Origin of the sequence: Nocardioides pini (genome assembly GCF_026712185.1) — a bacterium.
Classification (GTDB): Bacteria; Actinomycetota; Actinomycetes; order Propionibacteriales; family Nocardioidaceae; genus Nocardioides; species Nocardioides pini.
Genome location: NZ_JAPPUX010000001.1, coordinates 1,172,825 through 1,186,325, shown reverse-complemented (window position 1 = coordinate 1,186,325; position 13,501 = coordinate 1,172,825). Strand labels below are relative to the sequence as shown.

The window sequence follows — 13,501 nt, the reverse complement described above, 5'->3', positions numbered from 1 at the left end:
GGCCCGCGTGACGCCCCCCGAGACGAGCACAGTCTGGATGCACGACGGCGAGACCATGCAGGTCTGGCCGGGACGCAACTACCCCTTGGGCGCCACCTGGTCCAGCGAGTCGACGAACTTCGCGGTCTACGCCCCCGAGGCGCACGCGCTGTGGGTGTGCCTCTTCGACGAGGACGGCACCGAGACCCGTCACCGGCTCACCGAGCAGGCGCTGGGCGTGTGGCACGGCGCGATCCCCGACGTCTCCCCCGGCACCCGCTACGGCTACCGGGCCGACGGCCCGTGGGACCCGGAGGCAGGCCTGCGGTTCAACCCGGCCAAGCTGCTGCTCGACCCCTACGGCAAGGCGGTCTCCGGCGAGCTCGTCGTCGACGACGCCATCTTCGGCTACGACCCGAGCGACCCCGAGACGATCAGCGACCTCGACTCGGCGCCGTACGTCCCGCGCAGCGTCGTGGTCTACGACGACTTCCAGTGGGGCGGCGACACGCACCCGCGGCGGCGCTGGCGCGACACGGTGATCTACGAGATGCACGTCAAGGGGATGACCGCGCTGCACGACCGGGTGCCCGAGCACCTGCGCGGCACGTACGCCGGCCTCGCGACGCCCGCCGTGACCGACTACCTCAGGGACCTCGGCGTGACGGCGGTCGAGCTGCTGCCGGTGCACCAGTTCTTCTCCGAGCCCGCCCTCGCCGAGCGCGGCCTGGTGAACTACTGGGGCTACAACTCGATGTGCTTCTTCGCCCCGCACAACGCGTACTCCTCCGCCGGTGACCGCGGCCAGCAGGTCACCGAGTTCAAGCAGATGGTCAAGGACTTCCACGCCGCGGGGCTCGAGGTGATCCTCGACGTCGTCTACAACCACACCGCCGAGGCCGGGCCGCGCGGACCGACGCTGAGCTTCCGCGGCCTCGACGACCGCGGCTACTACCAGCGCGTGGTGCCGCCGGCGCCCGAGCCGGGCCAGGACCCCGAGCCCGTGAGCTACTGGGACGTCACCGGCTGCGGCAACACCGTCGACTCCACCCACACGCAGAGCCTCCGGTTGATCCTCGACTCGCTGCGCTACTGGGTGACGGAGATGCACGTCGACGGGTTCCGGTTCGACCTGATGAGCGCGATCACGCGCACCAACCAGGTCGTCGACATGGGCTCGCACCTGCTGACCGCGATCGGCCAGGACCCGGTCCTGCGGCACGTGAAGCTCGTCGCCGAGCCGTGGGACGCGTCGATGGACGGCTACCGCGTGGGCCAGTTCCCGCCGCCATGGGTCGAGTGGAACGACCAGTTCCGCGACACGGTGCGCGACTTCTGGCGCGGCCACTCCAGCGGGGTGCGGACCGTCGCGACCCGCCTCGCCGGGTCGAGCGACCTGTACGCCGACGACGGCCGCTCCCCCTACGCCTCGGTCAACTTCGTCACCGCCCACGACGGCTTCACGCTCCGCGACCTGGTGTCCTACAACGACAAGCACAACGAGGCCAACGGCGAGGACAACCGCGACGGCACCGACAACAACCGCTCGTGGAACTGCGGTGTCGAGGGGGAGACCGACGACCCGGAGGTCATCGCGCTGCGTCGTCGCCAGGCGGCCAACCTCATGGCGACGCTGTGCTTCTCCAGCGGTGTCCCGATGCTCACGGCGGGCGACGAGCGCGGACGCACGCAGGGCGGCAACAACAACGCCTACGGCCAGGACAACGAGACCTCGTGGATCGACTGGCGCCCCGACGACGCGTGGCTCGACGTCTACGAGATCACCAAGACCGCGCTTCGGCTGCGTCGCGAGCACCCGGCGCTGCGGCAGCGGCACTGGTTCGAGGGACGGCCGACGATCAAGGGCGGCATCAAGGACCTCGTCTGGGTGCACCCGGCCGGCCACGAGATGACCGTCGACGACTGGAACGACGACAGCATCCGCACCATCGGGATGTTCCTCAACGGCGCCCCCCTGCGCTCCCCGGGGCCGCGGGGCGAGCAGGTGCGCGACCGCTCGTTCATGATCTGGCTCAACTCCGGCGTCGACGACGTGGAGCTGGTGCTGCCGGCCAACCAATGGGTCCACCACGGCGAGGTCGTCCTGTCGACCAACCCCGACGTGGCCGTCGGCACGCCGGTGGTCGCGGGCGCGACGATGACGCTGCAGGCGCGCTCGGTGCTGGTGCTGCGCCAGACCTGAGCCCCCCGAGCGGTCAGGCCGGGGACCCCATCCACTCCATCGGGTCGCCGGCGTCGAGGTCGGTGATGCCGAGGGTCTCGAAGGCGCCGAGCACCACGAGGCGTCGTACGGCCGCGAAGGTGAGCACGTGCGCCACCATGCCGCCGTAGGTGAAGACCCGCGGCGGCTCGCAGGTGACGTCGACGAAGGTGTCGTCGAGACGGCCCTCCTCGATCGTCGTACGCACCTGCTCGAGGAAGGCGGGGCCCTCCTCGGAGAGCTCGCGCCGCAGGGTGCTGAGCGACTTGCCACGCTCCTGGTCCCAGTCGTAGCGCCGCTGCTCGACGGCGGCGTTCCACTGCGCCAGCTGCCCGACGAGCCGGCCGAGCACGGAGCGGATGGTCATGTCGCAGTCGATGGTGCCGATCGGCACCTCGATCGGGGCGTCGAGCTGCTCGTCGGTGAGCCGGGTGGCCCGCTCGATCATCTCGCCCGTCAGCCAGACGTGGTGCTCGATCATGCGCGTCATCAGGTCCATCGGGGACACCTTTCGTGAGGTCGGCAGCCGCAGGCTGCCGGGCGGGTGGAAGTGCACGCCGCTCGGACCCTCGATCTGGGTGCGGGTGGGGTGCCGACGCCAGCGGCTCGGCGCGGTGCCGTACTCCCGCGCGAACGCACGGGTGAACGCCTCGTGCGACCCGAAGCCGGCCTCGAACGCGATGTCGACCACCTGACCGTCACCGGTCAGCAGGCGGTACGCCGCGCGCTCCAGCAGCAGCCTCCGACGCATCCGCTCGGGCGGCTCACCGCCCGTCGCCGACACGACGCGGGCGAGGTGGAAGCGCGAGAGGTGGAGCCGGCGCGCCCGTTCGTCGCCGCCCTGGTCGAGCGTCTCGGCCAGGGTGTCGAGGAACGCGGCGAAGGTGTCGGCCGCTGTCGTCATGGCCACCACCCTCGCCCGCGAGCGAGCGGCACGCTTGATCCCACGTGCGCAGTCTGCACCCGTCAGGCGGGCTGTGCCTCGGTGGCCGGCCCCGTCGCCGCCTTGGCGGCGCCGATCACCTCGGTGAGGCGGTCGCGCAGCTCCATCAGCTCGTCGAGCCCCATCCCCAGCCGCTGCAGGACCGTCCCCGGCACCTCGAGCGCCTGCGTGCGGAGCCCTCGGCCCCGGTCGGTCAGGGCCACCGCAAGGCTGCGCTCGTCCGCGGGGTTGCGGTCGCGCCGCACCAGGCCGGCGGACTCCAGCCGCCGGAGCAGCCGCGAGAGCGTGGCAGGGTCGAGCTCGAGCCGACGGCTCAGGTCGGTCACGGACAACGGCTCCTCGCCCCACAGCGCCAGCATCACGAGGTACTGCGGGTGGGTGAGCCCCATCGGCTCCAGCACCGGGCGGTAGACCGAGATGACCGTGCGGGACGCCACGGCGAGGGCGAAGCAGACCTGACGCTCGAGGGCCAGGGGGTCGTCGAGCGTCTCGGCGGCGTCGTCGATTCGGCGGGGCGCGGGCATTCCGTTAGCCTAGCAATCGTTGTCACAGCAAACGATTCGGTGAGAGAGGCTCGCATGGCCGGCAGCGTTCCCGCTCGACGTACGGAGAAGGGTCGCGGCCACCTGCTCGACCTCGACGCCCCCCGCCGGATCGTCCAGGACCCCGAGAAGGACGCGCGCGACCTCGCCCGCGTGCAGCGCTGGGTGATGTCGACGCTGGCCGTCACCACGATCCTGCACCTCGTCGTCGGGCTCGTCGTGGCCGCCGTGATGCTCGACGACTCGCCCACGTCGTCCAAGATCGGGCTCAACGTCATCGCCGGCATCTTCGGCGCCTTCGCCGTCGCCGTCGGTCGCGCGATCCACGGCAAGCGCATCGTCTCCCCCTGGCTGCTGCTCGCCGTCGTCCCGACCGCGGTCGGGCTGTGGCTCACCTTCGGCTGACCACCCGCGACCCGGGCGGTCAGACGGACCGAACGCACCGACCACACCGGCGCCGACGCTCGCGACGCGGTCGGCGACCCTGGTTCGGTCCGTCGGACCGGTCCGTGGACCTCAGAGCCCGAGCACCTGCACGGACACGAGGTACGCCCCGCGCACGCCCTCCGGGTCGTGGAGGTCCGGGTCGCCGTCCGGCACCGCTGCGGCCCGTGCACGCACCGCTGCGCCCGGGTCGGGGGCGGTGAGGTCGTCGGCGAGGGCCCCGACCACGATCGCGAGGTCGTGCCCGTCGAGGTGGTCGAGCGCCAGGCTGTCGTGCAGCACGCCCGCCGCCTCGGCCATCAGCTCCCGCGCGATCTCCGCGTCCACCTCCGGTCGCGTGGACGCAGCGGCGTCCGCGGCTGCGAGGAAGGGCTCGAGGATGCCGGGCGGTGGGGTCGGGGGCATGGATCGATGGTCCCCGCGACGCCTCCGACCGGCAACGCCTTTCGCGCCGGTCATCGTTCGCGCGCAAGGTCAGGGCCGACGTACGTAATAACCCGGATGCGAAGTGGGCACGGGGAGGCGCACGCTGTGAGGACCACCACGCGCCGGAAGGAGGTGCACCATGTGGGACACCGTCCAGCCGAGCCGGTCCCGCCTCAGCCACGACCTGCCGTGCCCGGGGTGCGGCCACGCTGCACACTCCTACCTCCCGTGCAGCGACCTCTGCCGCTGCCGGCGACGCAACCCGTTGGCGACCAGCGCGGCCGACTGACGGAGTCCACCGAAGGAGCCAGCTGGACCGTCAGGCCGGCTCGGCCACCAGGCCGAGCTCGGCGACGGAGGCGAGCGACTCGTTGCGCGGGACGACGCGGACCGTGTAGCCGAAGGGGCCGGAGACCGCGAGCGGCACGGCGGCGTCGAAGCGGTGGCGGTTGCCGTCGTACGACTCCCCCACCAGCATCGGCGTCACCGAGGTCGCGGTGAGGACGTCGTCGGAGCCGATCCGCCCGTGCACGACCTGCACCTCGACGTCATCGGCCGAGAGCGAGCCGAGCGCCACCCAGGCGCGGACGGCGAGCGTCGCCCCCACGACGGCCTGGTCGCCCACGCCCTCTGAGTCGACGTGCTCGACGCGGACGCCCGGCCACGCGGCGCGGACCTCGTGCTTCCAGCCCGACAGGGTGCGGGCGCCGGTGTAGTCGGAGTTGAGCGTGCGCGCGGTGTGGGCCGCCGGGGCGTACAGCTCACGGACGTAGTCGCGGACCTGGCGGGTGGCGAGCACCTTGGGGCCGAGCGACTTCAGGGTGTGGCGGACCATCTCCAGCCAGCGCGGGGGCACGCCCTCGTCGTTGGTCTCGTAGAAGCGCGGCGCGACCTCGTTCTCGATGAGGTCGTAGAGCGCGGCGGCCTCGAGGTCGTCACGCCGGTCGGGGTCGTCGATGCCGTCGGCCGACGGGATCGCCCACCCGTTGTTGCCGTCGTACCACTCGTCCCACCAGCCGTCGAGGATGGAGAGGTTCAGGCCGCCGTTGAGCGCGGCCTTCATGCCGGAGGTGCCGCAGGCCTCGTAGGGGCGCAGCGGGTTGTTGAGCCACACGTCGCAGCCGGGGTAGAGCGGCTGCGCCATCGCGATGTCGTAGTTGGGCAGGAACGCGATGCGGTGCCGGACCTCCGGGTCGTCGGCGAAGCGCACCATCTCCTGGATGAGCCGCTTGCCGGTCTCGTCCGCCGGGTGCGCCTTGCCCGCGATGACCAGCTGGATGGGCCGGTCGGGGTCGAGGAGCAGCTTCTTGAGGCGGGCGGGGTCGCGGAGCATCAGCGTGAGCCGCTTGTACGTCGGGACGCGGCGCGCGAAGCCGATGGTCAGCACGTCGGGGTCGAGCGCGCTGTCGATCCAGGTGGTCTCCGCGGCGGCGTAGCCGCGCTTGGAGGCCGACCGGCGCATCCGGTCGCGTGCGTCCTCGACGAACCGGGTGCGCAGCGTGCGCTTGAGGTCCCAGATCTCGCGGTCCGGGATCTCGTCGACGAGCGGCCACAGTGCGTCGGTGTCGTCGCCGTCGATGTCGGCGCCGCGGCTGGCGGCGAGCTCGATGACCTCGCGTGCGATCCAGGTCGGGCCGTGGACGCCGTTGGTGATCGACGTGATCGGCACCTCGGCCTCGTCGAACGCCGGCCACAGGCCGTTGAACATGCCGCGCGACACGTGGCCGTGCAACTCGGAGACGCCATTCGCGCGCTGCGCGAGGCGGAAGCCCATCACGGCCATGTTGAAGACGCCGGCGTCGCCGCCGTCGTAGTCCTCGGCACCGAGGGCGAGGATGCGGTCGACCGGGACGCCCGGCGTGGGCGAGCTGCCGCCGAAGTACTGCGAGACGAGCTCGCGCGGGAAGCGGTCGATGCCGGCGGGCACCGGCGTGTGCGTGGTGAAGACCGTGCCGGCGCGGGAGACCTCGAGCGCGGTGTCGAAGTCCAGGTGGGGCCCGGCCTCGTCGACGGTGAGCTCGCGGATGCGCTCGATGCCGAGGAAGCCGGCGTGGCCCTCGTTGGCGTGGAAGACCTCGGGGGCCGGGGCGCCGGTGATGCGCGACCAGACGCGCAGGGCGCGGATGCCGCCGACGCCGAGGAGCAGCTCCTGGCGCAGCCGGTGCTCGGAGTTGCCGCCGTAGAGCCGGTCGGTCACGTCGCGGTAGTGGGCGCTGTTCTCCTCGATGTCGGTGTCGAGGAGCAGCAGCGGCACCCGGCCGACCTGGGCGACGAGGATGCGCGCCACCAGGTCGGGACCGTCGGGGAGGGCGAGGGAGACGGTCGCCCGGCTGCCGTCGGCCTCGCGGAGCACCGACAGCGGCAGCTCGTCGGGGTCGAGGACCGGGTAGCTCTCCTGCTGCCAGCCGTCGCGGTCGAGCGCCTGCTTGAAGTAGCCGTGACGGTAGAACAGGCCCACGCCCACCAGCGGGATGCCGAGGTCGGAGGACGCCTTGAGGTGGTCGCCGGCGAGGATGCCGAGACCGCCGGAGTACTGCGGAAGCACCGAGGTGATGCCGAACTCGGAGGAGAAGTACGCGATGGCGCGCGGGGCGTCGTCACCGGCCTTGCGGGCGTACCACCGGTCCTCGGTGAGGTAGCGCTGGAGGTCGGCGTGCGCAGCGCCGAGGCGCGCGCGGAAGTCGCCGTCCTCGACCAGCTCGTCGAGCCGCTCGCGCCCCACGGCGCCGAGGAAGCGCACCGGGTCGCCCTTGACCTGGCGCCACAGCTCGGGGTCGATCGAGGAGAACACGTCCTGCGTGGGCGGGTGCCACGACCAGCGGAGGTTGCCGGCCAGGGCGGCCAGCGCCCCCAGGGGCTCGGGCAGGACGGGACGGACGGTGAATCGTCGGAACGCTCGCACGGACCAGCACGCTAGGCCATTTCTTGGAACGATCCAAGAGCGGCCCCACCCGACACGCGTCACATCCGGGCATAACCCGCGGGTCCACCCCGGCGTTGTGGCGGCATGACCATCCCCCGCCCCCGCGTCGGCCGCGCCTCCCTCGCCGCCGCGACGCTCCTCGCGATCTCCACGCTGGGCACCGTCCCCACGATCGCCTCCCCGGCCACGGCCGGGACCGGCAGGATCACGCCGGGCCCGACGCCGCCCGACGTCCGCACCCTCGGTGACCCCGTCGCCGGTCCCCGCGACATCGACACCCGCGGCTCGGCCCTCCCGACCTCGCCCCAGCGCGCGGCCGTCTCCGCGATCGGCGACGTGACGGCCCGCTGGAACGCCTTCGGCACCCCCGCCTCGATCCTGCCCGCCGACGGCAGCCTCGGCGCCGCTCCCGGCACGCCGGTGGAGGGGGCGCGCGCCTGGCTGCGCGAGCACGCCGCCGCCTTCGGCATGTCGACCACCGCGGTCGACGACCTGGTGCTCGTCGGCTCGCAGCGGCTCGCGGGATCGGACGCCCGTGCCGTGCTGCTCCGCCAGGACTTCGGCGGTCTCGCCCCCGCCCTCGGCGGCCTGGTCACGGTCGGCGTCGCGGACGGCCGCGTCGCCTACGTCTCCTCCTCCCTCGCCCGGACCACCCAGGCCGTGCCGGAGGCCACGCTGACGCCGCTCCAGGGCTGGCTCCGTGCCGCCACCGACCTGTCGGTCGGCGTGCCGGAGGACCGGCTCGGCGACATCACGAGCACCGTCGCCCGCGGGTGGACCCGGCTCACCGTCCCCGGCTTCGCCCAGGAGCAGCAGGTGCGCCTGCGCGCCCTGCCGATGGCCGACGGCTCCGTGCGGCCCGTCCTCGAGGCCAACGTCGTCGACGTCGCCGGTGGCGCCTCGCTCGCCTTCACCTCACTGGTCGACGGCGTCACCGGAGAGGTACTCGTGCGCCACAACAAGACCGAGAACTTCGTCTACAACGACGTGTTCACCGGGGCCGCCACCTCGACGGCGTGCGGACCGAAGCACCCCTTCGAGCTCGAGGACGACCTGACCCGCTCGATCACCGCCGTCGCGACCGGCCTCCCGGTGGACGACTTCGTGGTGAAGGTCTTCCGCGGCGACGAGGTGCTGGTCTCGGGCGACCTGGCCACCAACCCCGAGGTGGCGACGTACTCCTCATCGTCCCTGCCCGCCGGCACCTACTCCGTGCAGGTGTGCCCGTTCGACGCCGCGTCGGTGGTCGCGGGCCAGTACGCCGTCGCCGTCAGCACCAGCGACACCGCGGCGCCCACCACTGGTGACCTCGCCGCCAACCCGCGCTGGCGCTGGTTCACCGCCAACCCGACCCTCGACTCCCCCACCGAGACGCCGGACAACTCGGTCGTCGGGTGCTGGAACGCCGAGGCAGGCTGCACCGCTCCGCCGACCCCGCTCCGCAACGTGGCGGCGTTCGGGCCGTGGGACACCATCGGCGCGCTGCCCACCTTCACCACAGTCGGCAACAACGCCAACACCCACGAGGCGTGGGCCAGCCCGCTGACCCCCGGCGGACTGCTGCAGGCCCCGGTCTCCCCCGAGCGGCACTACACCGGCGAGTTCGAGGACCACTGGAACAACAGTCGCTGCGACGTCGCCCAGCTGGTGCCGGGAGGCAACGACATCGACGCCTCGGTCGGCAACCTCTTCGCCGCCCACAACCGGATGCACGACTACTCCTACTACCTCGGCTTCACCGAGGAGAACTACAACCTGCAGCTCGACAACGGCGGTCGCGGCGGCGTCGGCGGCGACCAGGAGGTCGGCAACGCGCAGGCCGGCGCCATCACCGGAGGCAGCCCGAGCTTCCTGGGCCGCGACAACGCCAACCAGGTCACCCTGCAGGACGGCACGCCCGGCATCACGAACCAGTACCTCTTCGAGCCGATCGCCGGCGCCTTCTACGCCCCGTGCACGGACGGCGGCCTCGACATGGGCATCGTCGGCCACGAGTACACCCACGCCATCAGCAACCGGATGGTCGCCGGACCCGACGAGGGCCTGACGTCCGAGCAGGGCGGTGCGATGGGCGAGTCGTGGGGTGACCTCGTCGCCGGCGAGTACCAGTTCTCCCACGGCTACAGCAACGGCGGGAACGTCTGGGCCGTCGGTGCCTACGCCACCGGCAACACCGAGACCGCCATCCGCGACTACGCCATCGACGACAACCCGCTGAACTTCTCCGACTACGGCTTCGACTCCACCGGCCCCGAGGTCCACGCCGACGGCGAGATCTGGAACGGGACCATGTGGGAGGTCCGGCAGGCGCTCGTGGAGAGGTACGACGAGCGCTACCCGTACGACGACGCGGACCTGCAGCTCGCGTGCGCCCAGGCCACGCCGACCAGCACGCCGCGCCCCGTGGACACCTGCCCGGGCAACCGGCGCTGGGTGCAGCTGGTGTTCGACGCGTTCCTGCTCCAGCAGGGTGCGACCTCCATGCTCGACGCCCGCGACGCGATGATCGCCGCCGACCAGATGCGCTTCGGCGATGCGAACCGCGACCTCCTGTGGGCGGCGTTCGCCCGTCGCGGCATGGGCGCGAACGCCTCGGTCACCGACGCCGACGACCACGAGCCGGTCGCGGACTTCACGACGCCGACCGGCCCGGGCAGCACGATCACGTTCGCCACGAACGGTCGCGCCCGGATCTTCGTCGGCGACTACGAGGCGCGCGTGACGCCGGTCGCCGACACCGACCCGAGCACCGACCTCGGCACGAGCGCGACGTTCACCCCGGGCACCTACGCGATGCTCGCCGTCTCCCCCGACCGTGGGTTCACCCGGTGGACGATGACCGTCCCGGCCGACGGTGCCGCGCGCACCGAGACCGTCGGTGACGTGGTCAACCTCGCCAGCGCGGCGGCGGGTGCCTCCGTCATCGGCGCCACCGACGGCTCGCTCAACCCCGAGGCGCTGATCGACGGGACCGAGACCACCAATTGGGGCGGCGTGGCCGAGGCGCAGGTCGACGAGTCCCACCCCTCGGTGGCGGTCGACCTCGCCGGCGACGTCAGCACGGTGCGCCGCGTGCAGGTGAGCGCGCACCTCACCCCCGCCCCCGCATCCGGCACGGACATCCCCCTGGCCCAGGACGACCCGGACTCCGGGTCGCGGTTCACCGCGCTGCGCCAGTTCGCGCTGGAGGCCTGCACCAGCGGCTGCGGGTCGCCCGACGCCACCTGGACGCGGTTCTACACCTCCCCCGCCGACGCGTTCCCCAGCACGCTCCCCCGCCCGGTCGCGCCGACCCTGACGATGCGCGGCTTCGACGTCCCCGACACCGAGGCCGCCGCCGTCCGACTGGTCACGCTCGAGAACCAGTGCACCGGCCAGGAGGCGTACGCCGGCCAGCAGACCGCGAGCACGACCGTGCTGACCGACTGCAAGGAGGGCTCGGACCGCGGCACGATCGTGCACGCCGCGGAGCTGCAGGTCTTCGGGGAGGACGCGACGCTGCCCGCGCAGCCCGGCCAGCCCGGTGGCACGACGACCGGCACCGGCGGCTCGACCGGCACCGCGCCGGGCACCGGCACGACGACCGGGACGACCGGGACGACGGCCGCCCCGTCCCCCGGCGCCCTCGCGACCCGCACCCGGATGGTCGTCAAGCGCGCCTTCCAGACACGGCGCAAGCCCGCCCCGGTGCTGTTCCTGACCGTCCGCTCCGCGGCCGACCGCGAGGCGGGGCGGTTCGTGGTCCGCCTCGCCGGCCGGACCTGGAAGGTCGTCGCCACCGCGGACGGGACCGCGCGCGTCCGGGTGCCGAAGCAGGCGCTGCGGCAGCGTCGTACGACCGTGCGGGCCCGCTTCGTCCCCGCCGACGACACGGCTCTCGCCCCGTCGCGGACGCGGCTGCGCACCATCACCGTGGCGCGGGTCCGCTGACCGGGCGACCCGCGTCCGGCACCGGCCGCGGTCGAGACGTCCCAAGGGGTGGCCTCGACCGTGGTCGGCTTGCGTGCGAGGTTCGGGTTCGCAAGTGTGGGGCCATGGTTGGACGGATACCCGTGATGGATGTCTCTCCCGTGGTCGACCTGGGTCGCCAGTCGGCCAAGGCCACCGTCGGAGAACCGCTGCCCGTGCGCGCATCGGTGTTCCGCGAGGGCCATGACCAGCTCGCCGCCGAGGTGGTCGCCACCGACCCGGCCGGCCGCACCCGCGCCCCGGTGCGCATGCGACCCGACGGCGAGCAGCCCAACCGCTACGTCGCCCACGTGACGCCCGACGTCGAGGGCGAGTGGACCTTCGAGATCCACTCCTGGTCCGACCCCGTGGCGACGTGGCAGCACGACGCGGGCATCAAGATCCCGGCCGGGGTCGACGTCGAGCTGATGTTCACCGAGGCACGGCTCCTGCTGGAGCGCGTCGCCGCCGGGACGGGCCCGCAGGCGCTCGACAAGCAGTCGGCCGCGATCGTCTCGGGCGCGCTCGCGGCCTCGACCGACACCGACCGTCCGGTCGCGGCGCGCCTCGCCACCCTCCAGGACCCCGGGCTCGACGCCGTGCTCCTCGCCCACCCGCTGCGCGAGCTGCTCACCGTCACCGGGCCGTTCCGGTTCCGGGCCGACCGCACCCGCGCCCTCTTCGGCAGCTGGTACGAGTTCTTCCCCCGCTCGGAGGGCGCGACGAAGGACGAGAAGACCGGCAAGGTCACCAGCGGCACCTTCCAGACCGCGAAGGAGCGGCTGACGCGCGTGGCCGAGATGGGCTTCGACGTCATCTACCTCCCGCCGATCCACCCCATCGGCGAGGTCAACCGCAAGGGCCCGAACAACACGCTCACCCCCGGCCCCGACGACACCGGCTCCCCCTGGGCGATCGGCAGCAAGGACGGCGGCCACGACGCCATCCACCCCGACCTCGGGACGTTCGACGACTTCGACGCCTTCGTCGCCCGCGCCCGGGAGCTCGACCTCGAGGTGGCCCTCGACCTCGCGCTCCAGGCGGCGCCCGACCACCCGTGGGTTACGACCCACCCGCAGTTCTTCACGACCCGCGCCGACGGCACCATCGCCTACGCCGAGAACCCGCCCAAGAAGTACCAGGACATCTACCCGATCAACTTCGACAACGACCCGGCCGGCATCTGCCGAGAGGTGCTGCGGATCGTGAAGCTGTGGATGTCGCACGGCGTGCGGATCTTCCGCGTCGACAACCCGCACACCAAGCCGCTCGCCTTCTGGGAGTGGCTGCTGGCGGAGGTGCGTCGCACGGACCCAGACGTGATCTTCCTGTCCGAGGCCTTCACCAAGCCGGCGATGATGCACGGCCTCGGCGCGGTGGGCTACCACCAGAGCTACACCTACTTCACCTGGCGCACCGGCAAGCGCGAGATCGAGGACTACCTCGTCGAGGTCGCGCACGAGTCCGACCACCTCATGCGGCCGAACTTCTTCGTCAACACCCCCGACATCCTCCACGCCTACCTGCAGTACGGCGGTCCGGCGGCGTTCAAGGTGCGGGCGGCCCTCGCCGCCACCGGGTCGCCGAGCTGGGGCGTCTACGCCGGCTACGAGCTGTTCGAGCACGTAGCCGTGAAGCCCGGGTCGGAGGAGTACCTCGACTCGGAGAAGTACCAGATCCGCATCCGGGACTGGAAGAAGCGCGACGCCGAGGGCACCACGCTCGCCCCCTACCTGACCCGCCTCAACGAGATCCGCCGGCACCACCCCGCCCTCCAGCTGCTGCGCAACGTGACGATCCACTCCAGCGACGACGACCACGTCCTCGTCTTCTCGAAGAAGCACGAGGACGACGTCGTCATCAGCGTCATCAACCTCGACCCGCACGGCACCCGCGAGACGATGATCCACCTCGACATGCCGGCGCTGGGCATGGAGTGGCACGACTCCTTCGTCGCCCACGACGAGATCACGGGCGAGGACTGGAGCTGGACCGCCCACAACTACGTCAGGCTCGACCCCGGCTACGAACCCGCGCACGTGATCGCCGCCAGGAGGACCCGTTGACCGACCACC

At 72.2% G+C, this 13,501-nt stretch carries 8 protein-coding genes; 4 read left to right on the top strand and 4 right to left on the bottom strand.

Features of this window, described 5'->3' with window-relative positions; all coding sequences use genetic code 11:
- The first annotated feature begins 7 nt into the window (after positions 1–7).
- On the top strand, positions 8–2,182 hold the full coding sequence (glgX, locus tag NYO98_RS05760) for a glycogen debranching protein GlgX (RefSeq protein ID WP_268110563.1): 2,175 nt from the start codon (positions 8–10) through the stop codon (positions 2,180–2,182).
- Between the two features lie 13 nt (positions 2,183–2,195).
- Here glgX and NYO98_RS05755 read toward each other — a convergent pair whose 3' ends face one another.
- Both NYO98_RS05755 and NYO98_RS05750 read right to left on the bottom strand, forming a co-directional pair.
- Entirely contained in the window at positions 2,196–3,104 is a 909-nt protein-coding gene (locus NYO98_RS05755; RefSeq protein WP_268110562.1) for a helix-turn-helix transcriptional regulator, read from the bottom strand.
- Between the two features lie 62 nt (positions 3,105–3,166).
- Positions 3,167–3,667 (bottom strand): MarR family winged helix-turn-helix transcriptional regulator, encoded by a 501-nt coding sequence (locus tag NYO98_RS05750; protein ID WP_268110561.1) that lies wholly within the window; start codon positions 3,665–3,667, stop codon positions 3,167–3,169.
- A gap of 54 nt (positions 3,668–3,721) precedes the next feature.
- Here NYO98_RS05750 and NYO98_RS05745 point away from each other — a divergent pair, with 54 nt between their 5' ends.
- On the top strand, positions 3,722–4,090 hold the full coding sequence (locus tag NYO98_RS05745; RefSeq protein ID WP_268110560.1) for a hypothetical protein: 369 nt from the start codon (positions 3,722–3,724) through the stop codon (positions 4,088–4,090).
- Positions 4,091–4,201: 111 nt separating this feature from the next.
- On the opposite strand, the gene NYO98_RS05740 is transcribed toward NYO98_RS05745, so the two are convergent.
- Together NYO98_RS05740 and glgP are read right to left on the bottom strand one after the other, a co-directional pair.
- Positions 4,202–4,534 (bottom strand): hypothetical protein, encoded by a 333-nt coding sequence (locus NYO98_RS05740; protein WP_268110559.1) that lies wholly within the window; start codon positions 4,532–4,534, stop codon positions 4,202–4,204.
- Positions 4,535–4,874: 340 nt separating this feature from the next.
- Positions 4,875–7,457: an alpha-glucan family phosphorylase gene (glgP, locus tag NYO98_RS05735; RefSeq protein ID WP_268110558.1), complete on the bottom strand. Its 2,583-nt coding sequence runs from the start codon at positions 7,455–7,457 to the stop codon at positions 4,875–4,877.
- Positions 7,458–7,562: 105 nt separating this feature from the next.
- Between glgP and NYO98_RS05730 the strand changes: the two genes are divergently transcribed.
- Positions 7,563–11,408: a M36 family metallopeptidase gene (locus NYO98_RS05730; RefSeq protein WP_268110557.1), complete on the top strand. Its 3,846-nt coding sequence runs from the start codon at positions 7,563–7,565 to the stop codon at positions 11,406–11,408.
- 104 nt (positions 11,409–11,512) lie between these two features.
- Entirely contained in the window at positions 11,513–13,492 is a 1,980-nt protein-coding gene (locus NYO98_RS05725; RefSeq protein ID WP_407673851.1) for an alpha-1,4-glucan--maltose-1-phosphate maltosyltransferase, read from the top strand.
- The last annotated feature ends 9 nt before the right edge of the window (positions 13,493–13,501 follow it).